At 60.0% G+C, this 22,904-nt stretch carries 22 protein-coding genes and 1 tRNA gene; 13 read left to right on the forward strand and 10 right to left on the reverse strand.

All coding sequences use genetic code 11. The features are described 5' to 3' along the window. Positions 1–18 precede the first annotated feature (18 nt). Genes rpmF through KDL09_RS03370 form a run of 5 tightly spaced genes read right to left on the reverse strand, consistent with a single transcriptional unit; the run spans position 19 to position 2,398 of the window. Entirely contained in the window at positions 19–207 is a 189-nt protein-coding gene (gene rpmF / locus KDL09_RS03350) for a 50S ribosomal protein L32 (RefSeq protein ID WP_294381305.1), read from the reverse strand. 24 nt (positions 208–231) lie between these two features. Then, the gene (locus KDL09_RS03355) at positions 232–711 is read right to left on the reverse strand and encodes a hypothetical protein (protein ID WP_294381307.1); all 480 of its coding nucleotides are present in this window, start codon (positions 709–711) and stop codon (positions 232–234) included. Positions 712–727: 16 nt separating this feature from the next. Continuing rightward, a complete protein-coding gene (gene coaD, locus KDL09_RS03360; RefSeq protein WP_294381308.1) occupies positions 728–1,210 on the reverse strand; it encodes a pantetheine-phosphate adenylyltransferase in 483 nt (160 codons plus the stop codon). 51 nt (positions 1,211–1,261) lie between these two features. Beyond that, complete coding sequence (acpS, locus tag KDL09_RS03365; protein WP_294381311.1) at positions 1,262–1,633, reverse strand: holo-ACP synthase; 372 nt, start codon at positions 1,631–1,633, stop codon at positions 1,262–1,264. Positions 1,634–1,642: 9 nt separating this feature from the next. Further along, positions 1,643–2,398 carry a pyridoxine 5'-phosphate synthase gene (locus KDL09_RS03370; protein WP_294381312.1) on the reverse strand — a complete coding sequence of 252 codons (756 nt, stop codon included), beginning with the start codon at positions 2,396–2,398 and terminating at the stop codon, positions 1,643–1,645. A gap of 155 nt (positions 2,399–2,553) precedes the next feature. Here KDL09_RS03370 and KDL09_RS03375 point away from each other — a divergent pair, with 155 nt between their 5' ends. Both KDL09_RS03375 and KDL09_RS03380 read left to right on the forward strand, forming a co-directional pair. Next, positions 2,554–3,459 (forward strand): hypothetical protein, encoded by a 906-nt coding sequence (locus KDL09_RS03375; protein ID WP_294381314.1) that lies wholly within the window; start codon positions 2,554–2,556, stop codon positions 3,457–3,459. Between the two features lie 75 nt (positions 3,460–3,534). Further along, positions 3,535–3,611: transfer RNA gene (locus KDL09_RS03380), tRNA-Asp, on the forward strand. A gap of 103 nt (positions 3,612–3,714) precedes the next feature. Here KDL09_RS03380 and KDL09_RS03385 read toward each other — a convergent pair. Then, positions 3,715–5,559, reverse strand: coding sequence for a hypothetical protein (locus KDL09_RS03385; RefSeq protein WP_294381315.1), 1,845 nt, complete (start codon positions 5,557–5,559; stop codon positions 3,715–3,717). Positions 5,560–5,802: 243 nt separating this feature from the next. Between KDL09_RS03385 and KDL09_RS03390 the strand changes: the two genes are divergently transcribed. From KDL09_RS03390 to KDL09_RS03405, 4 genes are read left to right on the forward strand one after another with little or no spacing between them, the layout of a single operon-like run. Then, a complete protein-coding gene (locus tag KDL09_RS03390) occupies positions 5,803–6,543 on the forward strand; it encodes an ATP-binding cassette domain-containing protein (RefSeq protein ID WP_294381317.1) in 741 nt (246 codons plus the stop codon). Positions 6,544–6,578: 35 nt separating this feature from the next. Next, on the forward strand, positions 6,579–7,337 hold the full coding sequence (locus tag KDL09_RS03395) for an ABC transporter permease (protein WP_294381318.1): 759 nt from the start codon (positions 6,579–6,581) through the stop codon (positions 7,335–7,337). 38 nt (positions 7,338–7,375) lie between these two features. Next, the gene (locus KDL09_RS03400) at positions 7,376–9,445 is read left to right on the forward strand and encodes a Gldg family protein (protein ID WP_294381320.1); all 2,070 of its coding nucleotides are present in this window, start codon (positions 7,376–7,378) and stop codon (positions 9,443–9,445) included. Between the two features lie 36 nt (positions 9,446–9,481). Further along, entirely contained in the window at positions 9,482–10,873 is a 1,392-nt protein-coding gene (locus KDL09_RS03405) for a DUF4340 domain-containing protein (protein WP_294381321.1), read from the forward strand. A gap of 46 nt (positions 10,874–10,919) precedes the next feature. Here the strand turns inward: KDL09_RS03405 and KDL09_RS03410 are convergent, their stop codons facing one another. From KDL09_RS03410 to KDL09_RS03420, 3 genes are read right to left on the reverse strand one after another with little or no spacing between them, the layout of a single operon-like run. Next, positions 10,920–11,456 carry a cob(I)yrinic acid a,c-diamide adenosyltransferase gene (locus tag KDL09_RS03410; RefSeq protein WP_294381324.1) on the reverse strand — a complete coding sequence of 179 codons (537 nt, stop codon included), beginning with the start codon at positions 11,454–11,456 and terminating at the stop codon, positions 10,920–10,922. Between the two features lie 21 nt (positions 11,457–11,477). Further along, a complete protein-coding gene (locus KDL09_RS03415) occupies positions 11,478–11,702 on the reverse strand; it encodes a hypothetical protein (RefSeq protein ID WP_294381343.1) in 225 nt (74 codons plus the stop codon). Continuing rightward, a complete protein-coding gene (locus tag KDL09_RS03420) occupies positions 11,671–12,645 on the reverse strand; it encodes a rhomboid family intramembrane serine protease (protein WP_294381325.1) in 975 nt (324 codons plus the stop codon). The genes KDL09_RS03415 and KDL09_RS03420 overlap by 32 nt, the downstream gene beginning before the upstream one ends. Positions 12,646–12,741: 96 nt before the next feature. Between KDL09_RS03420 and KDL09_RS03425 the strand changes: the two genes are divergently transcribed. Both KDL09_RS03425 and KDL09_RS03430 read left to right on the forward strand, forming a co-directional pair. Next, positions 12,742–13,944, forward strand: coding sequence for a magnesium transporter (locus tag KDL09_RS03425; RefSeq protein WP_294381327.1), 1,203 nt, complete (start codon positions 12,742–12,744; stop codon positions 13,942–13,944). 32 nt (positions 13,945–13,976) lie between these two features. After that, the gene (locus KDL09_RS03430) at positions 13,977–14,870 is read left to right on the forward strand and encodes a hypothetical protein (protein WP_294381329.1); all 894 of its coding nucleotides are present in this window, start codon (positions 13,977–13,979) and stop codon (positions 14,868–14,870) included. Here KDL09_RS03430 and KDL09_RS03435 read toward each other — a convergent pair. Further along, positions 14,802–15,716 (reverse strand): LysR family transcriptional regulator, encoded by a 915-nt coding sequence (locus KDL09_RS03435; protein ID WP_294381331.1) that lies wholly within the window; start codon positions 15,714–15,716, stop codon positions 14,802–14,804. The genes KDL09_RS03430 and KDL09_RS03435 overlap by 69 nt on opposite strands. 93 nt (positions 15,717–15,809) lie before the next feature. On the opposite strand from KDL09_RS03435, the gene KDL09_RS03440 reads away from it, so the two are divergent. The 5 genes from KDL09_RS03440 to KDL09_RS03460 are packed head-to-tail and all read left to right on the forward strand — an operon-like array spanning position 15,810 to position 22,708. Next, complete coding sequence (locus KDL09_RS03440; RefSeq protein ID WP_294381334.1) at positions 15,810–16,919, forward strand: CmpA/NrtA family ABC transporter substrate-binding protein; 1,110 nt, start codon at positions 15,810–15,812, stop codon at positions 16,917–16,919. After that, positions 16,916–18,295: a CmpA/NrtA family ABC transporter substrate-binding protein gene (locus tag KDL09_RS03445; protein ID WP_294381336.1), complete on the forward strand. Its 1,380-nt coding sequence runs from the start codon at positions 16,916–16,918 to the stop codon at positions 18,293–18,295. The genes KDL09_RS03440 and KDL09_RS03445 overlap by 4 nt, the downstream gene beginning before the upstream one ends. A gap of 32 nt (positions 18,296–18,327) precedes the next feature. After that, entirely contained in the window at positions 18,328–19,470 is a 1,143-nt protein-coding gene (locus KDL09_RS03450; RefSeq protein ID WP_294381337.1) for an ABC transporter permease, read from the forward strand. A gap of 12 nt (positions 19,471–19,482) precedes the next feature. After that, complete coding sequence (locus KDL09_RS03455) at positions 19,483–21,273, forward strand: ABC transporter ATP-binding protein (protein ID WP_294381340.1); 1,791 nt, start codon at positions 19,483–19,485, stop codon at positions 21,271–21,273. 34 nt (positions 21,274–21,307) lie between these two features. Beyond that, positions 21,308–22,708, forward strand: coding sequence for an alginate export family protein (locus KDL09_RS03460; protein WP_294381342.1), 1,401 nt, complete (start codon positions 21,308–21,310; stop codon positions 22,706–22,708). The last annotated feature ends 196 nt before the right edge of the window (positions 22,709–22,904 follow it).

Genomic DNA, 22,904 nt, shown 5'->3' on the forward strand with positions numbered 1-22,904 from the left:
AAAAGAGGGGAAGGGGAATCAGCCCTCGCCGGCGACCTTGCTGATCACCTGACGGCCGCGGTAGTAACCGCAGGACGGGCAGGCAACGTGGCCGGGGATGGTGGTGCCGCATTCCGGGCAGCTCTTGAGGGTGGGTGCCTTCCAGCGGTTTGCGCCTTGACGCATGCGTTGGCGGCTCTTGGATTGTCTGCGCTTCGGATTGGCCATGAGAGTATCGAGGTGGGGTCTGTTCTAGTTTAGCTTGTTCAATGCTTCCCACACACCCGGACCCGCACCTTGAGATTCGTCGGGAGCTGTTTCCAGCCCCGGTTCAAACCTGCCTTCGGCGGGACACTGACGAGGCCGGACATTGCCGTCCTCACAGCGTGGGTAGCTCGGAAGGGCCAAGAGAGTATCTTCACGGATCGTATCCGTCAAGTTGATCGTGGCGTCCTTCTCAATCTCGATTTCGGCTCTGTATTTGGGCAGTTCGACCCGGTGGTCGAACCTTTCGAGGCAGGCCCCGCACTCAAGGCTGAAGGTGGCCTCCAGCCGCCCGCTTACGAGGAGGTCGGTGCCGTCGCGTTCGACGTGCAGCTCGTATTTGAGCGGGGAGACCGCCTGAACGGAGTCCTGGGCGTCCAAATCGAAGAATGCAGGGGGCTCCTGGCCGGCAATGTCCTTGCCGCCGTCGGGAAGGGAGCGCAGATCGATGTTAAAGGGACGGTGCATGAGAAAATGGGGCAGGTCAGGATGACTGGAGCCTGGAGCGGAGGGCGGTGGCGACGTTGGGCGGCACAAACTGCTCGATGTGACCGCCCAGGCGGCAGATCTCCTTCACCAGGCGGCTGCTGATGTAGGTGTACTCTTCGCGGGGCATGAGAAAGAGAGTTTCTAGGTTCGGTTCCAATTTACGATTCATGAGGGCCAGTTGGAACTCGAATTCGAAGTCGGACACGGCACGCAGGCCTCTCACGAGGGCGCAGGCTTGGTGCTGGCGGGCAAAATTGACCAGAAGGCCGTCGAAAGGCATGACTTCAATGCCTTGAATCTCAGCTGCGGCGCTGCGGATCAGTTCCACACGCTCCTCCACACTGAAGAGGCTTTGTTTGGAATTGTCCCGTGCCACGGCAATGATGAGTTTGTCAAAAATGCCCGCCGCACGCTGCAAAACGTCGAGGTGGCCGTTGGTGATGGGATCGAAGCTGCCGGGATAGATCGCGCGTCGCATGATGGTGGGGTGGGATTCTAGTGGCGGCAGGGGAGTGTGAAAAGGGAAAGCTCACGCCAGCAGCACCTGCGCCATCGCCAGATCACTGGTGTGCGTAAGGCTCACAAGACAGGTGGCATCGCCCGCATGCTGCCGGGCGGCTCCATGCAGTGCGATTTCGGGTTTGCCGCTGACAGTGCGCACAACTTCAATGTCCGTCCAGTTGACGCCTTCGGCCCAGATGCCGGTGCCGAGGGCTTTTGCTGCTGCCTCCTTGGCTGCAAAACGGGCGGCGTAGTGCATCGCGGGTTCGGCGCAGGCATCGCAGTAGGCGATCTCGCCGGCGGTGAAGGTGCGGTCTTTGAAGCGCTGACCGTGTTTTTCCAGCAGCTCGCGGATGCGGGACACCTCCACGAGATCAATGCCAATTCCGGTGGCTTTCATGAGGGGAAATCAGTCGCGGTAGGTTGCCATGACCGCCAGCATTTCGCGCACGGCTTCGCGCAGGCCGATGAACACAGCGCGTGAGACGATGTGATGGCCGATGTTCAACTCCGCGAGGTGCGGAACCGCCCACAGGTCGGGAAGATTGCGCGTGGTGAGACCATGTCCCGCATTGATCTGCAGTCCCAGGGTGTGGCCAAGCTCTGCAGCGTCGCACAGTCGCGCCACCTCGGCGGCGCGTTCGGCTCCGGTGTGATTGGCAAAGGTTCCTGTGTGCAGTTCGATCATCGCCGCACCAATCTCGGCGCTGGCACGCACCTGATCGAGATCCGGGTCGATGAACATGCTGACGCGTGTGCCATTGTCATTGAGCGCCTTCACTGTGCCGCGGAGGGCATCACGCTGACCTGCCACATCGAGCCCGCCTTCGGTGGTGACCTCTTCGCGATTCTCAGGAACCATGCACACAAAGTCAGGTCGCACTCTCAGTGCGATGTCGAGAATCTCCCGGGTGTTGCCCATCTCCAGATTCAGCTTGGTGCCTATCTTCTGTCGCAACAATTGTACATCGTCATCCTGAATGTGGCGACGGTCGGCGCGCAAATGCACAGTGATCGAATGAGCTCCCGCCGCTTCAGCGGTCAATGCTGCTTCCAGCGCAGAAGGTTCCGCGTTGGGCGACTCCAGCATGCTGCGATAGCGTGCCTGACGCAGGGTCACCACATGGTCGATATTGACTCCGAGGAGCAGGTTGGGTTGGGGCATGGCGGCTATGTAGCGCGCGCATTAAGGCCCGCAAGCCTCGTGTCCGCGTGACTTTTGACAGAATCTTGACGGAAAATGTAACAGCAGCCCCAAGATAATGAAGTTCTCGATCGCTTGATCATACGACAGAGTGTGAGTCCCCAACATCCTCTCCCATGAAATCCCTGTTCTATACCATCTTCATCATCGGCGGCGCCTTTCTTGCATACGACTACTTTGGTGCGCCTCCCGGTCAGAAGATCGTGTTCAAGAGTCTGAATCCTCCCAAGCAGAAGAAGGTCGTGACTGCGGCCGTCGTGCCGGAGCAAAAGCCGGACGTGACCCCGGCAACGCCCGCTTCCGTCAAATCAGTCGTGGCGGAGAAGCCCAAGCCGGTGGAAGCAACTCCGGCCCCTGCGCCTGTCGCGGCCTCATCTGGTCCGAAATTCGATCCCATCGAAGTTTTAACCGGCAACTGGCTGAAGATTCCTTCGTCGGCATTTCCTCGCGAGGTGGCGCTGAAGCAGGATGCCATGTTCAAGATGAGCGTCGGAGCCAGCAAAATCATGGCAGGGGCCAAGGTGTTTGCTCTAGCCGCGGAAAACGGACAACTGACTCTGGCCCCGACTCCCACCTCGCCGGCGCGTGCGCTGGTTCCGATTGATGGGACCGACTTGAAGGAACTGCTCAATGACGTTTACGAGAAGTGGAAGGTCGTCAGGGCGGAGGAGTTGAAGGCCATCGCAGCCAAGAAGCAGCAGCTTGCTGCGCAACCGGAGGCTGCTCCCTCAAGTGGTGAAGTGGAGGCCGGTGGAAAACCGGTGCGAGGCAGCGATGGTGGCTATCCTCTGCTCATCGCCAGCATGAAGCGTGGCCAGGTGACGGAGATCAAACCTGAACACATTACTGGATGGCAGGACCCGCAGCCCGCGAAGATTCAGGGTAAAAACGGATGGGCTGTGAAAGTAAACTACGAAGCCAGTACCATTTTTGGCCTGCAGCCAGTTGAGGCACAGGCGCTCGTGCTGGATGGACGGGTCACAGGGTGGTTCTACACGGGGTCTGGCGAGGAAGTGCCGTGAGGAATTTTCATTGGAAGGAACTTTCCGTTTGCCAGAAAGGGGGCAGCGTTTACTATCGCGGCCCCAAACGGCAAAGGAGCGGTAGTTCAGTTGGTTAGAACGCCAGCCTGTCACGTTGGAGGTCGCGGGTTCGAGCCCCGTCCGCTCCGCCACTGGGTTTGATCAAAGCCGCCATGAAACATGGCGGCTTTTTTATGCCTTCATTTTACAGCAGGAGCGGCAAATGAGCGACCGAACGTTCTGAAGTCTCCGACATCACTTGACCTCCAGAACGCGCTCAAAACACCGGCGTTCCTCAGGCAGCATGGTTGCGCGAGGATTGATGGCCTTGATCACGCCGACAGCTTCGTTGTGGAACCCCCCGCTGTTGGCGATGGCGGCAAACACCGCGCGCTGTCCCTCCGTCAGCAGGTTCAAATCCATGTATTGAAGGAAGGAGACCGCCTGCTGGATGTCTTGCAGGCGCCAGAATGCGAGCGAGACGGCGAGTTTGCGCTGGTTGTCCTTGGGCTGCAGTTTCAGCAGGTTGTGTGCATTGCGCAGAGACAGCTCGATGTTTTTCCCGACCAGAAGGCTGACGTAAAGATGGCTTTCGATGAACGTGGTGTCGTCGGGCCAGCGCTGCACGGCGCTCTGGGTGGCCTGCAGCAGAGATTCGGTGTTCTGATTGGCCGTGCAGGCTTTGATGAGCCCGGTGAAGGCTTCACGTTCGATGCGTGGGGAGGCCGAGGCGCGCTGAGCCGCCTTGATCGTGAGGCGATAGGCGTCTTCGGCGATGTCGAAATGGCCGCGATCTTCACCATACTGGGCGATTCGCAGCAGGGCAGGGTAGCGTCCGTTGATCTGCGCCGCATCCTTGGCGGCAATCAGTTTGGCACGAAGCTCTTCGGCGGGTTTTTTCAGGACGTAGGCCAGGTGCGCACGAAACATTGTCAGGGTCGCCGGATCCAGCACCTCCGCCACCTTGGGATCGTTCACGAGCCGTTCCAAGTCGTTGAAGCGTTGCAGCATCGTCAGTGCGTTGAGATAGTTTTCCAGCAGCCCCTGATGGGTCTTGGCGTCTTGCTCCGGCAGAATGGTGAGGACCTTGCTGAATTCCCCCTCTTCAACGAGCCAGCGCACAAACGGCAGCAGCTGATCACGCTTTTTGTCTCGGTACTTCATCATGCCATCCATGACGATTTCCTTCTTGCGTTCCGGGAACTGCTGAACCTCACGCTTCAAGGCGAGAACATAATGACGGTCGTCCGCCTTGGGGTGTGCCTTAAGGCGTTGGATCAGCTTGGCCGTGTCGGCGGGAGTGAGCGAAGGCAGGCTGCTGATGTACTCCAACGTCTGCAGGCCGAGCGTTTCGTTCTGGGAGGCCAGGCTCCACAGCGTGTCCATGCCCTCGCCGGCTTCGGTGGGATTTCCGGAGGCTACCTGCACCTTGGCGAGACGCAGTGCGCTCTCCTTGTCTTCAGGATGGGTCGTGGTGTAGCTGCGCAGGACGTTGAGCAGTGGCTTGTGCTGCTCGCGCTGGCCCCAGACGTCCTCTGCAAGTTTCATGAGCGCCTCGCTGGGCTGCTTCACACGCATCAGCTTTTCCAGCGCGACGGAGGCCTCCTTGGGCTTGCCCAGGTTCATCAGGCAGCGCACATGAAGCTGTTCGTCGGCCGGAGTGAGGGCTTCGTGTTCCTTGAGCTTGTCGTAAAAGTACAGCGCTGTGTCGCGCTTCATAAGCGTGAAGTACTCGAAGTTCAGGCGGATGGCATCGATGCTTTCAGGTGCTTTGGAGTACGCCTCCTGTGCTTTCATCACCGCATTGACGACCTGGCCGTTCTCCGCCATGCGCCGCGCCTCCTTCACCATGCTCTCCGCCCGCATGTTCTTGTAAGAGTTCTTCAACGGACGGGCATAAATGACGCCCAGGATCAGCAGCGAAGTGCAGATGCTCACGATCACCGTGGCCGCAACCCAGCGCGACAGTGTCGACTGACGGTCGCGGTGCGCCACCGTGGGCGGCACCAGCCATTCCCACGTGGCGATGAACGGACGCCAGAGAATGAACGGCTTTTTGGTCAGATCCTTGGTGGGATCGATGTTTTGGTTCCAAAGCATGAAGGTCGGCGGAGGGGCGCTGAATGTAGGTGTGCGAAATGCCGCGTCACGTTGAATTTTTTCTGCAACCTGATTGTCAGCCTCCACGTTCAACCGAGCTCGCGCTCTCCCTGCGAAAATTCAGTTGAAAAGCCCTGCGTACCCCCTAAAGCAGCGCTCCGCGATTGAACGTCCGGAGGGGGCGAACAACCAAACCGCCTCCCCGTGGCGTTTTACCCCCAACCAACCGATCCCAACGACGTTATGATCCAAGTTAAGAACCTCATCAAAGTGTTCGGCACCAAGGTGGCTGTCGATGATGTCTCCTTCTCCGTGGAAAAAGGTGAAGTGCTCGGCTTCCTCGGGCCGAACGGCGCAGGCAAGTCCACGACGATGCGCATGGTCACCGGTTACTTTCGGCCCACCAGCGGCAGCGTGAAACTTTGCGGCATTGACATGCTGGAGGAGCCCGAGCAGGCGAAGCAGCGGCTGGGCTATCTGCCGGAGAATGCACCGCTCTATTCGGACATGACCGTGGCCAGCTTCCTCGCATTCTGTGCGGAGATGCGCGGCCTGCATGGGGCAGACCGTTCGAAGGCGATCGACCGTGTGCTGGATCTGTGCTTCCTCGACAATGTGCGCAACCAGAGCGTGGACACGCTTTCCAAAGGCTACCGCCATCGCACCTGTTTCGCGCAGAGCATCATTCACGATCCCGATGTGCTCATCCTCGACGAGCCCACCGATGGTCTCGACCCCAATCAGAAGCACGAGGTGCGCAGCATGATCAAGCGCATGGGCAAGGACAAGGCGATCATCTTCTCCACGCACATTCTCGAAGAGGTCGAGGCCGCCTGTTCCCGTGCCATCATCATCGACCGCGGCAAGGTGGTGGCCGACGGCACTCCCGAAAGCCTCAAGAAACTCGTCCCCGGCGCGAACTCGCTCGACGAAGTCTTCCGCAGCATCACGCGTCCCGACACCGAGCATAAAAAGGCCGCCTGATTTCAATTCACTGTTCCAACCCCATTTCACGTAACATGAACAACCGAAACATCCAGAACACCATTGCCGTCTTCAAACGGGAATTCCTGGCCTACTTCAACTCGCCGGTTCTCTACGTCATCGTCGTCATCTTCCTCCTGGCTTCGATGGGCTTCACCTTCTTCTTCTCGCGCATTCTCGACAGCGAGGACGTTTCGCTGACAGAGCGCTTCTTCGTCTGGCATCCGTGGATTTTCACGGTGCTGGCGCCCGCCGTCGGCATGCGCTTGTGGTCGGAAGAGCATCGTCTCGGCACCATCGAGCTTCTGCTCACGATGCCGGTGTCTCCCTGGCAGGCGATTCTTGGCAAGTTCTTTGCCGCCGCCTGTGTCTGGCTCATCGGTCTGTTTCTGACCTTCCCGATCGTCTGGACCGTCTGCTATCTCGGAGATCCTGACATGGGCCCGATCATCAGCGGCTACACCGCCAGCTACCTGTATGCCATGGCCTGCCTCTCCGTCACCTGTGCGGTGAGCGCCATCACTCGCAGCCAGGTGGTTTGCTTCATCGTCAGCGTCGCCTTCTGCATGGTCATCGCCCTGATCGGTGATCCTGGCGTGACTCACACCATCGTCGCCACGGTACCGTCCTGGGCCGAGGGCATCGTTCGCTTCATCAGCTACTTCAGCTTCATGGATCACTTCTTTGAAATGACCAAGGGCATCTTCGTCTTCCGTGACGTGCTCTACTTCCTTTCCGTCGTCGTCGTGACCCTCTTCATCACCAACCTGGCCCTGCGTGCGAAACGCGCCTGATTCTGGCATCAAACCAATCTTCAACCTGCTTTGACACCATGAGCGTGAATCTGAACAGCAAGCAATCCACCACCGGCATCACCGCCATCCTGGTCATCGCCATCGTCGTCGTCCTTAACTTTCTTGTGGGCGGCCTCGGCTTTGGCAATTTCCGCGTCGATCTTACCCAAGACCGGATCTACACCCTTTCCCAAGGAACAAAAAACATCCTCAGCCGCCTCAACGAGGACGAGCCAGTCACCATCCGTTATTACTACACCACGGACGACCGCGTGATGCCCAACGTGCTCAAGCCGCATGTGCGTGCGGTGGAAGACCTGCTGCTGGAAATGGTCAAGGCCTCCGGCGACAAGATCATCCTCGAAACCATTCACCCCAATCCCAACACCGACGAAGAGGACAACGCCCGTGCGGACGAAATTCAGGACATGGGGCCCGTGAATCAGGAGGGGGACAAAATCTACTTCGGTCTCGCGGTGCAGTGCCTCGACCAGAAGGAGGTCATTCCTTTCCTCAATCCGCCGGGGCCGAATGAAGGCTCCGCCGTCGAGTATGACATCGCCCGCGCCATCTCGAAGGTCATCAAACCGACCAAGAATGTCGTTGGTGTCATGAGCGCCATGCCGGTCATGGGATCACCCATGTATCCCTTCCAGAAGCAGCAGGGAGATGGTCCGTGGGTGCTCATCCAGCAGCTCCGTTCCGATTACGAGGTTGTCGAGGTGCCCATCGGCGCGGACAAGATCGATCCGAACATCAAGGTGCTCGTCGTGCTCCATCCCGCTGACATTTCGGAGACCGCCGAATATGCCATCGACCAGTTCCTGCTTGGCGGCGGCAAGGTCATCGCTTTTGTTGACCCGAACAGCGTGGTCGCCCAGGCCTTCAGCGGACGGCCCAATCCGATGACCGGCCAGCAGAGCATGATCAACACCACCTCCGATTTGAAGAACCTGTTCAAAGCCTGGGGAGTCGGCTTCAAGAGCGACCTCGTCGTCGCCGACATGAACTACCGCGGCATGCTGCAGGGCCGCAACAACCCAACGGCGCTCCAGCTTCCCGCGGAGGCCATCAATCGTGAAGACCGCATCACCTCCGGTCTTAACTCCCTCGTCATGGTGACGGCGGGTGCTTTCAGCATCGACAAACGCGACGGCATAGATGCCGACATGCTCGTCAACAGTTCGGAAGAATCTGAGATGATCGAAGTCTCGGAAGCGGAGAAAGCGCGTTCGCCTCAGGGCCTGACCTCATTCCATCCCAGCGGCCGCAAGCAGATCCTCGGAGTTCGTCTGACAGGTAAATTCAAAACGGCCTTCCCCGCAGGCAAGCCTGCCGCAGCGCCGGGACGACCCGACACCGGTGGCGCCCAGGATGAAGAAAAGCCCAAACCTGCCACCGCCACCACACCGCCTGTGTCTGTCACCACACCGCCGGTGGCTCTACCGGCAGCTCCTGCCACCGCTCCTGCTGCGCCAGCACCTGCAGCCGCTCCGGCCGAACAGAAGAAAGAGGAGCCGAAAAAAGATGACGGTTCCCTCAAAGAATCCGCCAATAGCGAAGGCGTGGTCATTCTCGTTTCCGATGTGGACATGCTCTATGACGCCTTCTGCGTGCAGCAGGATCCCATGACCGGCATGCTCGTCTCCCGCACCGGCAATCTGCCGATGTTCCTCAACGCCGTCGAAGTTCTCTCCGGTGGCGGCGATCTTCTTCAGGTGCGCAACCGCAAGTCCGCCGTGCGCCCCTTCAGCACCCTCAAGGAAATGCGTGAGAAGGTGGAAAGCCGCTACCGTCCGCAGCTCATGGCGCTGCAGGCCGAGCGTCAGCAGATTGCGGAGAAAATGGGCGCTCTGCGTCTGAAGCGGGACTCCAAGGGCAAGGGCTTCATCGTCGATCCGCAGCAGCAGAAGGATCTTGAGGCTCTCATGCAGAACGACGTCGATCTCTCCCGCAAGGAGCGCGACATCAAGAAGGAGCAGAACAAGGAGATCGAAGCCACCAAGACCCGGCTCAAATGGCTGAACTTCCTCGCCGTGCCGCTGCTCGTCAGTTGTGTCGGGCTGCTGCTCGCCATCCGTCGTCGTGCCGCCACCGCCGCTGTTTGATTTCCTTCATCCTCCTTCAACCCTGTTTTATCTCTCATGAAAAAGATCATCATCCTGACCGCCGTGCTCGCCGCACTCGTCGGAGCCGCTCTTTATCAGCAAAAGGCCCGCAAATCTCGCCTCAGCACCGGCTCCCGCAAGGGCGTGGAAATGCGTGAAATGCTTGTCCCGGATCTCGACGTCAACAGCATCCAGAAGATCCGCATCAAGGACGCCCAGAGCGAGGTCAATGTCGCCCTCAACGGCACCGCATGGACCGTCGCTGAGCGCGGTGGTTACGAGGCCAGCTTCGACCACATCAGCCGCGCGCTCCTGGCCCTCAAGGAGCAGAAGATCAGCCGCAAGCAGTTCGTCGGCAAGGAAGCCTGGGCCAAGGTCGGCGTTCAGCCTCCCGGTGAACCCACCGGTTACGGCATCGGCACTCTCGTCGAACTGCTCGACTCCAAGGGCAACATCAAGAAGTCCCTTGTCCTCGGTGGCAACGTTACCTCCTCAGGCAATCCCAACGCCTCTCCCTTCGGCGGCAACAGCGAGCGCCTCGTGCGCATGGTCAGCCCTGACGACGGCGAAACCATCTGGACCATCAACAACACCTTCGCCGACCTCGAAAGCAAGCCGGAAGCTTGGCTCGACAAGGCCTTCTTCGACGTGCAGAAGGTTAAGTCCGTCGAAATCACCGCCGCCACTCCGGCGGACTCCTGGAAGGCCTCCCGCCCCGATGCGGAGACCACCGACTTCACCCTCGAAGGCGCCAAGCCCGGCGAGAAAATCGACGCCGGCAAGGTCTCCCTCGCCACGCTGCTCTCCAGCCCCACCTTCAATGACGTGCTCGCCAAGGACAAGGCCGCGGACGCTCTGAAGGGCGCCGTGAAGGCCAAAATCGTCACCTTTGAAGGCTTCACCTACAGCGTCCAGGCCGCGAAACAGGGCGGCAAGGACGGCACCGGAGACAAGTACTACCTCTCCGTTTCCGTCAGCGCCGACCTCCCGAAGGCGCGTCCGGCGGTGAAGGATGAAAAGGAGGAGGACAAGAAGAAAAACGACGCCGCCTTCGCCGAAGAAAAGAAGAAGCTTGAAGACAAGCTCGCCGCCGAGAAGAAGCTCGAAGGCTGGGTCTATGACGTCAGCGAATATACCGTCAGCAACCTCCTCAAGAAACGCAGCGAGATCCTCGCCGAACCGGACAAGAATGCACCGCCCGCCGCACCCGAAGGAGCGGGCGCCACCGCGCCCGGCCTGCCTGATGTGAGCAAGATGCTGCAGGGTCTCAAGTCCACGCCGGCCGCCCCCGGATTGACCCAGCCCTCCTCACCGTTGCCCGAGACGCCCAAGCCGGAGATCAAACCTGCTCCCGCTCCCGGCTCCAATCCCGTCACTGGTGAGAAGCCTGCGTCACCCGCAAAGCCCGAAGGCGAAACGAAAAAGTAGCATTGCAGGCACACTGTCTGAGCGACTTTAGCCAGGGGGCCTGGCATCACTGCTCCTCCCAGCGGGCGAGCAGCCAGAGAACATCGGAGAGACGGTTGAGGAAGCGGACGATTTCGCTGTTGGGCATGCCGTCGCGTGTTCCTTCGAGATCGATGACACTTCGTTCCGCTCGACGACACGCGACGCGGGCGAGATCGGCGTAGGCGCCGCTCATGACACCGGCTTCGCCGGGCAGTGCCCATCCTTTGATGTTCAGTGCACCGCCCGCTTCGAGCCTGGCCACCCATTCATCGAGCCAGGCTACATTCGTTGGGGAGATGCGCTCGGGATGAGTCTCCGCATAGCGAGCTTCGTCACCGGGCGGGGTGGCGAGTTCCCCCATGAGTCCGATGAGCCAGCGCTGGACCTGAGGCACGATCTCCTTTGTCTCCGCGCGTGCGGCTGCTATGCGCAGCGGTCCGAGTGCGGCGTTCAGTTCATCCACCGCTCCGAGTGAGTGGACGCGAGGATGGGATTTGGCGAGACGGCAGCCGAACAGCAGGTCGGTCTGACCTTGATCTCCTTTGCGGGTGGCGATGGACATAACAGGAAAAGGAAAGGGGGATTACTCGTCGGGAAAGGTGTTTGCGGACGGTTCGTTCTTCGGAGCAGCCAACGCGGGGGAGGGGACGGGAATGGTGGACGTCCCGCCTTTGCGGTAAGTCCGCACCACCCAGCCGAACAGCAGGGCAATCAAGAGAGTGGCAGCAAGACGGGCGGAGCGGGAGGGCAGCATGCGAAACGGAGGCGCTTCAAGCTCATTTGCCCTGCCGCTGGCGTTCGAGTTCACGGCTGGCGCGCTCCAGAGTGCGCCGTTCCTCGTCGGTGAGGCTGCCGATGCCGTGCTGGCCGATCTTGTCGAGAATCGGGTTCACCTCGTCTTCGATCAGCGACACGAGGGGATTCGCCGGAGGCGAGTCCTCGGCTTCGTTTTCAAGATCGAGCACGGGGCGCACTCGGGCGCGTGCCATGGCGGGGCGGCGTTCGGGCCTGACATCGGCGGGCTGCCACTGGCTGGCATAGGTCAGCGGACGGCCTCCGTAGCCGAGACTGCGCGCATAGAACCAGCCCAGCGCCGCACCACCGAGATGGGCGAAGTAGGCGATCTGCAGCCCCTCGGGCAGCACCTGAAACAAAACACCGGCCAGACCAAAGACGAGCTGAATGACGAAGAGCCCCTTCGCCAGCGTCCACAGCCGCAACTGCACGGGAATGACGAAGTAGATGAAGGCGGTGATTTTTTCATCGGGCAGCACCACGGCCAGGGCCATCAGCAGGCCAAAGGCTGACGCCGAGGCACCGATGAGAGGCGTGGTGATGTCTCCCTGCACGAAGCCGTTCACCGCCATCTCCGCTCCCGCACCGACGATGCCGGATAGGAGATAGATCAGGGTGAAATGAAGGCTGCCAAACACCTGCTGAACGCCGCGACCCGCGAACCACAGCAGCATCATGTTCAGAAAGAAGTGCGCCACGCTGCCATGGACGAACATGTAGGTGAACAGGGTCCACACGTTGCCGCGCGCGAGTTCATGCACGCTCACACCGCCCAGTGGCATGAGCACTTCTCCCGACAGCGGATGCCGCAGCCAGCCGACTTCAAACACAAACTGCATGACGAACACCGCGACATTGAGCCCCAGAATGATCTGGAATGCCGTCAGCCCCTGCACCGTTCTGGAAAAGGAACGGGAGGAGTCTTCGCGCATGTAGTCGCGGTCATGCAGGGCCATGGCGGGGAATGTGCGCGTGCCTGCGTCCTGTGCGAGGTTTTTTTCGCCCCGGCCGATGACAAGCGTCTCGGGGTCGTTTAGGCTCGTTCCTCACACATGAAAACGTCCTCCGACTCCCTGCTTGATGCCGTTTCTGAGAGAGGTGCGCATGACGCCGCCGATCTGCTGGAGAAAGTCTCCGGCGAGGACGCTGCAAAGGTGCTCCAGCAGCTCAATCCCATGGTGGCCCAACAAGTCATGGCTGAGATGGAAGAGGAGCCGAGGACAGCAGCGATGAACTTCGTCCCTCTGCACAAGGCCAGGCAATGGGCCAAAAATCGCGAGTATCCCGAGGACAGCGTGGGCTGGCTGATGGAGGCGCCAGTGGCCGTGTTCAAACCTGAAGCCACGGCGCGGGACACCATCGAGGAGGTGCGCAAGCTGGCGAAGAAGGCCTTCATCACCTACGGCTACATCACGGACGACAAGGACCGGCTGCTGGGACTGCTGGTAATGCGCGATCTCATGCTCGCAGCGCCTGATGCGAAACTGGCCGACATCATGATTTCGGATCCTTTTACTTTGGATCCGGAGATGGAGCTGACCGATGCGATGAAGGTCGTCGTGAACAAGCATTACCCGGTCTATCCCATCTGTGACAAAGGCGGAGTGCTTCTGGGACTGGTGCGTGGGCAGACGTTGTTCGAGGCGCGTGCGATCGAAATCAGCGCGCAGGTCGGATCGATGGTCGGGGTGGAGCGCGAGGAACGTCTCTCGACACCGTTTCTGCGCAGCCTGCGGTTCCGCCATCCCTGGCTGCAGATCAATCTGGTGACCTGCTTTGTGGCCGCTGCGGTGGTGGGAGTGTTTCAGGGAACGCTCGACCGCATGGTCCTGCTCGCGGTGTTTCTGCCGGTGCTCGCGGGCCAGTCCGGCAACACCGGCTGTCAGGCGCTCGCGGTCGCGTTGCGAGGAATGACGCTCGGCGATCTGAAGGCGGGGGAGGAGCGCAAGCTGGTGATCAAAGAAGGGCTGCTTGGTTTGTTCAACGGCATGCTGGTGGGCGTCTCCGCCGGTGTGGGCATGTGGGTCTATGCGCGTATGAACCACAATCCCAGCGCCTTCGTGCTCGCCTGCGTGGTGTGGCTGGCAATGACGGCGAGCTGTGTCGTCAGCGGTCTGAGCGGAGCGCTGATTCCGCTGACGTTGCGGAAGTTTGGTGCGGATCCCGCCACGGCATCGAGCATCTTCCTCACCACGGCCACGGATGTCATCAGCATGGGGACGTTTCTCGGTCTCGCGACGCTGCTGGTGCCATGATCCTAATGGAGAGAGGGGAGTGGCACGCACGCATGCGGGCACATGAAGCACGTGTGGTCGCGCATGCGGACGCCTTTGTGGACCGACGCAGCCGCGGGGCGAAGCATCCGGTGCATGATTTTCTCTTTACGTATTACAGCTTCGCGCCGGCCAAGTTGAAACAATGGGTGCCGCCGCTCGGTGCGAGCATGGAAGTCGTTGACGACGATTTGGAAAACTTCCCCTGGCTGCGAAGCGATCGCTTCATTCGTGAAGGAAACCGGCTTCGCATTGATGAGCGCCGCTTCACGCAACGTGAGCGCGAATTCGCCGCGTGGGTGGCGATGCTTTGCCGGCGCATTCTCGGCAGGGCAGGGAGGTTCACCTGCTTTGGTCTGCATGAGTGGGCGATGGTGTACCGACAGTCGGCGCAGCAGGTGCGGCATCAGGGATACGAACTGCGTCTGCCACCCAGCGAACTTGCCGCCTTTGTCGAATCGCTTCCCGTTTGCTGCTCGCATTACGATGCGTTCCGATTCTTCACGCCCGAGGCGCGTCCGCTGAACTCACTCCAGCCCACGCTCGACATGCGACCCGATCTCGAGCAGTCAGCCTGTCTGCATGCCAACATGGATCTCTACAAGTGGTCCTCCAAACTTTGGCCCTGGACGGGAGCTGATCTCATCGGGGAATGTTTTGAACTGGCTCTTGCCGGACGTGATCTCGACATGCGTGCAAGTCCCTATGACCTGGGCGTCATGGGCTATAAGCCGGTGAAGATCGAAACAGCGCAAGGGCGCGCTCAGTATGAGCAGGAGCAGCGTGAACTGGCGGCCAGGTCGGCGGTATTGCGCCAGAAACTGCTGGTGTGCTGCGAGTCACTTGCGCTCGTCGATCATCCGTCGTCCGACCTCCTCGCACAGGCCGATGAACGTGCGCTCCGGTAGATTGAGCGGTCGGTCTTTGAGCGTGGAGACGGCCCAGTGGCGCTTGAGTTTGCCGCGTGGCATCGGCTGCGCGATCAACTGGCCGGCATCGATCTCGCTGCGTGCAATCCAGCGCGCCGCGATGGCGACGCCGATGCCGAGCTTGGCAAGTTCGATGGTGGCTTCAGAACTGCCCAGTTCGATGAAGTTGTTCAACCGGATGCCATACTTCATGAAGTATTCCTGGATGAGGATGAAGTTCATGCTGTTGCGGCTGGCGACGATGAAGGTCTCTCCTGCGGTGTCCTTCAGCTTCGGTGCCTGCTGCGCCCATGCATGGAGTGGTGACACGAGAAACTCCAGCGCATCATCGAAGATGGGATGACAGACGAGGCGCGAAACGTCCTTCGGACGCAGGCTGACCGCGATGTCGATCTGGTTCTTTTGCAGGCGTTCGATGGTGTCGGGCGTCTCGCCCGTGACGACCTGGATCTCGTATTGAGGAAACGATTCTTTGAATTCGCGGAACACCGTCGGCAGGATGAACTGAGCCGCCGCAGTGGTGCAGCCGATCCGCAGCTTGCCGCGCTGCGTCTGATCGAGCGTGCCGAGAACGCTGCGAGCGTGGCTCATGGATTGCAGGATTGCCTCGGCGTGCGGCAGCAGTTCTCGTCCGGCATGGGTGAGGTGCACGCTCTTGCCCTGGCGATGGAAAAGCTGGCAGCCGAGGTCAGTTTCGAGGGACTTGATGGCGTGGCTGATGGCGCTCTGCGTGAGATGCAGTTCGCGGCCCACCTGCGTGAAACTGCCGGTGCGTGCGAGGCAGACGAAGGCGCGAAGCTGGCGTGTGTCGATGGCGTGGTCCATGAATACCATTCATACACCAAGTGAAAAACATTGCGCATCATTTATGCGGGAGATTGGCACGATGGCACCGCGGCTGCTTATCCCGAGGCTGTCATGCCAAAGCCAGCTTCCAGTTCCAAAGCAGTCCTCAGCGGAGTCATTCAGCCGGTCAGAATCGGGTTCATCGCCCTCACCGACTGCGCTCCGCTGCTGGTGGCCAGAGATCACGAGCTGTTCCGCAAACATGGCGTGCGAGTCGAGTTAAGTTGTGAGGTCGGATGGGCCACCATTCGGGAGAAGCTCCTTTATGGCCAGGTGGATGCCGCCCATGCCATCGCCGGCCTCGCGCTGGCCATGCGCATGGGAATCAGCACTCCGCCCTGCCGGGTGGTGGCTCCGTTCGTCTTCAATCTGCACGGCAACGCCATCACGCTGAGTCGTGATCTTTGGAACCGCGGCGTGCGTGATGCCGCCAGCCTGAAGAAGCTCATTCGCAGCAGTTCGAGCCGCCGTTTCACTTTTGGTGTTGTTTCACGCTGCTCATCTCACAACTTTCTGCTGCGCCGGTGGCTGGTGGCAGGCGGCATCGATGTCGATAAAGAAGTTCGCATCGTGGTGCTGCCCCCCACGCAGATGGCGTCGAACCTCACTGCAGGTTTGGTGGACGGCTGCTGTGTTGGCGAACCCTGGAGTTCGGCTGCCGTCGAACGCGGCATCGGCTGGATCGCCGCCACGAGCGAAGAACTTGCACCCGGACATCCGGAGAAGGTGCTGCTGACTACGGAGAGTTTTATCGAACGTCATGCTGACGAAGCGCTGGCGATTACTGCCGCGCTGAAGGAAGCCTGCGTGTTCTGCGATGTGAAAGAAAACCGCGCTGAAGTGGCTCGCATCCTTGTGAAGAGCGGCTACTTCAGCGTCAGCGAAGAGATCTTGAAGCGCTCCCTCGTTGGTCCGCTCGATCTCGGCACCGGCGCCAAAGCCGCCGTGGACGGCTTCCATGTCTTCCATCGTCGCGATGCCAATGAACCCACCAGCGAACGCGGTCGCTGGCTGCTCGAAGAGTTCATCGCCCACGGTCTGCTCCAGCCATCGCAACGCGCCGAAGGCGCGGATGCGCTGCGCGAATGCTGGAGCTCCAGCATCCTCACCTTTCCCAAAGCCCAAGCTGCCGCCCCCAAAACTACGAAATCCAAGAACCGCTCCAAACTCATCCTCGCATGAAACTCAAACGTACTCCCTCCACCCTGACTCGCCGGCTCCTGCTGACGTTGTCGGCATTGCTCGTCGCGCCCGCATTCGTTCGCGCCGCCGGCACCACCGAACTGCTCGATGTTGAGAAAGACCAGCTCAAGATCGGCTTCATCAAGCTGACGGACTGCGCCCCGCTCGTCATCGCCAAGGAGAAAGGCTTCTTTGAAGAGGAGGGCCTCATCGTCGAAGTCGAAGCCCAGGCCAACTGGAAGGTGCTGCTCGACCGCGTCATCTCCGGCGAGCTCGACGGTGCTCACATGCTCGCCGGTCAGCCGATCGGCGCGACCGTTGGTTTCGGTTCGAAGGCCGAGGTCATCACGCCCATCAGCCTCGACTACAACGGCAACGGCATCACAGTGTCGAACGCCATCTGGGAGCAGATGAAGCCCGCGATCCCGAAGGACGCCGACGGCAAACCGGTGCATCCGATCAAGGCGGACAGTTTCAAGCCCATCGTGATGGCCGCCAAAGCCACGGGCAAACCACTGCAGTTCGGCATGGTGTTTCCGGTCTCCACTCACAACTACGAACTGCGTTACTGGCTCGCGGCCGGTGGCATCAATCCCGGCTTCTATTTCGATCCGAAGACCGGTGAAGAAAACATCCCCGGAGTGCTCAACGGTGACCTCGTCCTTTCCGTGACTCCACCGCCACAAATGCCCTCTACGCTCGAAGCTGGCACCATCGTCGGTTACTGCGTGGGTGAACCGTGGAACCAGCAGGCGGTTTTCAAGAAGATCGGGGTGCCGGTCATCACCGATCACGAAATCTGGGCCTACAATCCTGAGAAGGTCTTCGGCATCACCAAGGCTTTCGCAGAAAAGAATCCGAACACCACGCTGGCACTGACGAAGGCAATCATCCGCGCCTGCGCCTGGCTAGATGCCAGCCCGGAAAATCGCAAGGAGGCGGTGAAGATCCTCAGCGCACCGAACTATGTGGGGGCTGATGAAGCGGTGATCGCCAACAGCATGACCGGCACCTTTGAGTACGAGCCCGGCGACAAGCGCCCGATGCCGGACTTCAATGTCTTCTTCAAACACAACGCCTCCTATCCGTGGGCGAGCGACTGCATCTGGTATCTCACGCAGATGGTGCGCTGGGGTCAGGTGAAGGAACAAAAGCCCGACGCGTGGTACTTCGAAACGGCGAAGTCGGTCTATCGTTCCGATCTCTACGAGAAGGCCGCGAAGCTGCTCATCAAGGAAGGCTTCTTCACCGAGGCGGACTTCCCGCTCGGAAGCAACGGCTTCCGTGAGCCCACCTCCGAGTTCATCGACGGCAAGACCTATGACGGTCGCAAGCCGAACGACTACCTCAAGGCCCTCGAGATTGGCCTCAAGTAAATCTCAACACGTCCCTGACAGCCGCCGCCATCATGAACGCCACCACAGCTGACACCTCCACGACCACCGCCGCCGCGATGACTCCACCGAAACGAGAACCCCTCCGCAGGCTCGCCTTTGCGTCCCTGCTGGAGAAACTCGGTCTCGGCTACTTCAGCCCCTTCGTTCGCATCATGGCCCGCCATGATGTGAAGGAACAGTGGCAGCAGATTGTCACGAACACCGTGCTTCCAGGCGTCGTGATCGCGCTGTTCATGGGATTCTGGATGCTCTGTTCGCACGTCGTTCACACCGGAAGTCAGCGCATTCCCACTCCGGCGGAGACATGGAATGCCTGGCAGGGCATGCGCGAGTTTGCCCGCAATGAAGCGGTCAAGAAGCAGGAGTTCCTCACCAGCATGTCGAACATCGCCGCCAAGTGGGATACGAAGGCGGAAGAGGCGAAGGCTGCTGGCAAGGCGGATTCCGCAGCCCAATACAGCAGCAAGGCGGCAAGCTATCGCAGCAAATACTATGCGGGGCCTCCCACCTTCGGCACGCAGATCATGACCAGTCTGGTCACGGTGGCCATCGGCATCGGCGTGGCGACGCTCATTGCCGTTCCGCTTGGCTTTCTCTGCGGATTGAGTTCGCGCTTTAATCTGGCGATGAATCCTCTCATCCAGATTTTCAAGCCGGTGTCTCCACTGGCGTGGCTGCCGATCGTCTTCGTGTTCGTCACCGCCCTCTACAATCCCGCGGGTGATGCAGGCGTATCCCGAGCGCTGCTCATTTCCGCCGGCACAGTCACCCTGTGTTCGCTTTGGCCCACGCTGATTAATACGGCAGTCGGTGTTGCAGGTGTGGACAAGGATTACCTCAACGTGGCGAAGGTTCTCAAGCTGAACGCCTTTCAGCGCATCTGGAAGATCATCCTGCCCGCCGCGCTGCCGCTCATCTTCACCGGCATGCGGCTTTCCATCGGCGTGGGCTGGATGGTGCTCATCGCGGCGGACATGCTCGCGCAGAATCCGGGCCTCGGGAAGTTCGTTTGGGACACCTTCCAGAACGGTTCCACCGAGAGCATGGCGCAGATCATCGTCGCCGTGTTCACCATCGGCTTCATCGGTTTCGTCCTCGATCGCATCATGCTGGCCCTTCAGCGCCTCGTCACTTTTGGCGGCCAGACCCTCTAACCGAACTGCGTCATGTCCTTGATCGAACTCAACAACGTTTCAGTCGGCTTCGGAGCGGCGAACCATCGCACCGAAGTGCTGCGTGACATCAATCTGACGCTGAACGAGGGCGAACTCGTGGCCGTCGTCGGCTACTCCGGCAGCGGCAAGTCCACGCTGGTCAATTTGATCGCCGGGCTGGTCAATCCTGACAAAGGTGAGGCGTTGTTCGACGGCAAACCGATTACGGGTCCCGGACCCGAGCGTGGTCTCGTCTTTCAGACCTACGCGCTGCTGCCCTGGCTCAGCGTGAAGGGCAATGTGGCGCTCGCGGTGAACCAGGTCTGTCAGGACGAGTCGTTGCCTGAACGCAACGCGCGCATCGCTGATGCCGTGGATCAGGTCAAGCTGACCCCAGCACTGGGCAAGCTGCCGAGCGAACTCTCAGGCGGCATGCGCCAGCGCGTTTCGGTGGCACGTGCGCTTTCCTTTGCGCCACGCGTTCTGTTGCTCGACGAGCCGCTCAGCGCTCTCGATGCACTCACACGTTCGGAACTGCAGGATCAGATCCTCGAACTCAAGCAGCGCACCGGTCAGACGATTCTGCTGATCACCAACGATGTCGATGAAGCCCTCTACATGGCGGATCGCGTCATTCCGCTGACGATGGGGCCTGCGGCCACGTTTGGTCCCGCCGAAGAGGTGAAACTTCGCCGTCCGCGCGATCGCGCCACACTGCTGGCCGAGCCGGAGATTCTCGCATCGAGAAAGCGCCTGCTGGATTTCCTTGTCGCACAGCGTGAAGACAATGCTGACAATCTCACCGTCCGTGAACTGCCGGACGCGGATCCGATCGATCTTCGTTCTGCCAGGCCGACCTTCGCCTTTCGCTGGGTTCGTGAACGCGAAGCAGCGCAAACCGGCGTTCCAGCCGTGCCGAAGCACAAGGAAAGCCACAAGCCTGCAGAAGGCTTCGTCACCATTTCGAAACTCGGCAAGACCTACCCGACTCCTCGTGGCGCCGCGGTGATCGTGCGTGACTTTGACCTGCACATCAAACGTGGCGAGCTTGTCTCGATCATCGGTCACAGCGGATGCGGCAAAAGCACCGTGCTCAGCATGGTGGCCGGATTGTCCAGTATCACCGAAGGTGGTGTGATCATTGATGGCCGAGAAATTGACGGCGCGGGGCCTGATCGCGGCATGGTCTTCCAGAGCCCCAATCTGCTGCCATGGATGAGCGCGCTGGAGAACGTCATGGTCGGCGTGCGCCAGGTGTTTTATCACCTCAACAAAAAGGAGCAGCTCGACATCGCCGCCCATTATCTCGAAACCCTCGGGCTCGCGGGCAGTTTTGAGAAGCGTCCCGGCGCCCTGTCTCAAGGCATGCGCCAGCGCGTCGGTCTTGCCCGCGCCTTTGCCCTGCAGCCGAAGGTGCTGCTTCTCGACGAGCCCTTTGGCATGCTCGACAAGCTCACCAAGCTCGAGCTTCAGGATGTGCTGCTCAATCTGCGCGAACGCACCGGCACTACGGCCATCATGGTCACTCATGATGTGGATGAGGCCATCTACCTCTCTGATCAAGTTGTGCTGATGAGTGATGGTCCTGCCGCCACCGCCGGTGAGATCCTGCACATCGACTTTCCACGTCCGCGCGATCGCAAGGTGCTCATCGAAACGCCCGAGTGGCACCACTACCGCGAGCACCTTCTCTCTTTCCTCGAAGAACGCGCCCATCAGCGTGGCATGACCACGCACCATCGCCGTGCCGACGGCACGCTGCTGCGCCGCACCGCCTCCCTTTCCCTGCAAGCCGCCGCTTAGCCGATCTAACAACACACACTACCCCAATACCCCGATGAAAAGGTTACTTCCGTTACTGGTGGCGACGACCTCGCTCGCATTCGCACAGGCTCCAGCGCCCAAAACTTCCGCTCCGGCCCGCGTGCCGGGGTTCACTCTTGCCCCCCCTCCTCCGACCTACAAGCCGATCAAGTTCGGTGCTCTTACGGTCGATGTGCAGGAACGCATGCGCTTCGAGGCTCGTGAGAACAACTTTGACTTCAACAGCGCTGTCAATGGGCCGCAGGATGCCTCCTGGCTGCTGCAGCGCTTTCGTCTGGGACTTGGTTATGATGTGAACCCCTGGCTGAAGTTCTACATTCAGGGGCAGGACATTCGTGAGCTAGGCGGAAGCCGCCCGAACGAAGTCGGGGTTGCCGCATCGGAGGGTGACGACGTGTTCGACATCCTGAAGGCCTATGTGCAAATTGGGAACGCCAAGAAGGGAATGAGCGCCACCATCGGCCGCCAGTTCCTCAGCTACGGAGACCAGCGCCTCGTCGGTCCGCTTGAGTGGCTCAATCAGGCGCGCACCTTTGACGCTGTCAAACTGCGCTACACCTCCCAGATGTGGTCGTTGGACGCCTTTGTCTCCTCGCCCGTCACGTTTCGTGATCACATGTGGAACCAGTCGCCCTTTCTCGACAATGACGAGTCGCAAAACGACATCTTCAGCGGCCTCTATTTCTCCACGCTCTTTGTTCCCTTCAACAAGACCACCGACTTCTATGTCTTTCACAAGCGTGATGATGGCAATGGCAGCTTCGGCCCGATCCGCGGCGACACCAGTTTCCTGACTTTCGGCACCCTTTGGAAAGGGGATCCTGCAAAGCTTGGCGGCTTCGACTACGAAACCGAAATGGCCTATCAGACGGGAGAAGTATCCGGCCGCAACCTGAGCGCCTTCGCAGGTCACTGGGGCGTGGGCTACAACTGGCTGAAGTCCTCATGGAAGCCGCGCATCGGACTGCAATACAACTACAGCCCCGGCGACGGCGATCCGAACGATGGTGACCTCGGCACTTTCCAGAACCTGTATCCCACGAACCACCTGTTCTACGGATTCATGGACACCACAGGCTGGATCAACATGCACAACCCGCAGTTGAACATCAGCTTCACCCCCTCGGCCAAGCTCAAGGTGATGATCGACTATCATCTCTACTGGATGGACAACACGGCCGACGCGTGGCGACGCGTCAATGGGGTGACGGCCGTTCGCCCGGTCAACGCCGCTTCGGTTTCAGCAGGGAAGTTCCGCGGTCAGGAGGTTGATCTCACCGCCATCTACAAAGTCAATCCCCACGTCGGTCTGCAGGCTGGCTACAGCATCTTCTTCCCAGGCGACTATCTGGCTGACACTGGACCGCACAGCACCGCCCACTTCGCCTACGTCCAGCTGCAGCTGGACTTCTGATTCTCCGAACCATCTCTCAAGCCGCTCTGACAGATGAAAATCGTCCCCCTCATTCCTGAAAACGCACCATTCAGCGCCGAACAGCGCGCATGGCTCAATGGATTCCTTGCCGGAGTCCTTAATCGCGGCGCCTCTCCGAACGGAGAGGCGGCATCGGAATCGAAACGATCTTTGCTCATCGCCTTCGGCAGTCAGA

The organism is Prosthecobacter sp. (assembly GCF_020439865.1).
Taxonomy (GTDB): Bacteria; Verrucomicrobiota; Verrucomicrobiia; order Verrucomicrobiales; family Verrucomicrobiaceae; genus Prosthecobacter.

Coding starts and splice junctions, on each gene's coding strand:
- KDL09_RS03420 (WP_294381325.1), bottom strand. CDS start 12,645: ATGGCCCTGCATGACCGCGACTACATGCGCGAAGACTCCTCCCGTTCC.
- KDL09_RS03405 (WP_294381321.1), top strand. CDS start 9,482: ATGAAAAAGATCATCATCCTGACCGCCGTGCTCGCCGCACTCGTCGGA.
- KDL09_RS03445 (WP_294381336.1), top strand. CDS start 16,916: ATGAAACTCAAACGTACTCCCTCCACCCTGACTCGCCGGCTCCTGCTG.
- acpS (WP_294381311.1), bottom strand. CDS start 1,633: ATGAAAGCCACCGGAATTGGCATTGATCTCGTGGAGGTGTCCCGCATC.
- KDL09_RS03390 (WP_294381317.1), top strand. CDS start 5,803: ATGATCCAAGTTAAGAACCTCATCAAAGTGTTCGGCACCAAGGTGGCT.
- KDL09_RS03375 (WP_294381314.1), top strand. CDS start 2,554: ATGAAATCCCTGTTCTATACCATCTTCATCATCGGCGGCGCCTTTCTT.
- KDL09_RS03410 (WP_294381324.1), bottom strand. CDS start 11,456: ATGTCCATCGCCACCCGCAAAGGAGATCAAGGTCAGACCGACCTGCTG.
- KDL09_RS03440 (WP_294381334.1), top strand. CDS start 15,810: ATGCCAAAGCCAGCTTCCAGTTCCAAAGCAGTCCTCAGCGGAGTCATT.
- KDL09_RS03425 (WP_294381327.1), top strand. CDS start 12,742: ATGAAAACGTCCTCCGACTCCCTGCTTGATGCCGTTTCTGAGAGAGGT.
- KDL09_RS03450 (WP_294381337.1), top strand. CDS start 18,328: ATGAACGCCACCACAGCTGACACCTCCACGACCACCGCCGCCGCGATG.
- coaD (WP_294381308.1), bottom strand. CDS start 1,210: ATGCGACGCGCGATCTATCCCGGCAGCTTCGATCCCATCACCAACGGC.
- KDL09_RS03385 (WP_294381315.1), bottom strand. CDS start 5,559: ATGCTTTGGAACCAAAACATCGATCCCACCAAGGATCTGACCAAAAAG.
- KDL09_RS03370 (WP_294381312.1), bottom strand. CDS start 2,398: ATGCCCCAACCCAACCTGCTCCTCGGAGTCAATATCGACCATGTGGTG.
- KDL09_RS03430 (WP_294381329.1), top strand. CDS start 13,977: ATGCGGGCACATGAAGCACGTGTGGTCGCGCATGCGGACGCCTTTGTG.
- KDL09_RS03435 (WP_294381331.1), bottom strand. CDS start 15,716: ATGGACCACGCCATCGACACACGCCAGCTTCGCGCCTTCGTCTGCCTC.
- KDL09_RS03400 (WP_294381320.1), top strand. CDS start 7,376: ATGAGCGTGAATCTGAACAGCAAGCAATCCACCACCGGCATCACCGCC.
- rpmF (WP_294381305.1), bottom strand. CDS start 207: ATGGCCAATCCGAAGCGCAGACAATCCAAGAGCCGCCAACGCATGCGT.
- KDL09_RS03460 (WP_294381342.1), top strand. CDS start 21,308: ATGAAAAGGTTACTTCCGTTACTGGTGGCGACGACCTCGCTCGCATTC.
- KDL09_RS03355 (WP_294381307.1), bottom strand. CDS start 711: ATGCACCGTCCCTTTAACATCGATCTGCGCTCCCTTCCCGACGGCGGC.
- KDL09_RS03455 (WP_294381340.1), top strand. CDS start 19,483: ATGTCCTTGATCGAACTCAACAACGTTTCAGTCGGCTTCGGAGCGGCG.
- KDL09_RS03395 (WP_294381318.1), top strand. CDS start 6,579: ATGAACAACCGAAACATCCAGAACACCATTGCCGTCTTCAAACGGGAA.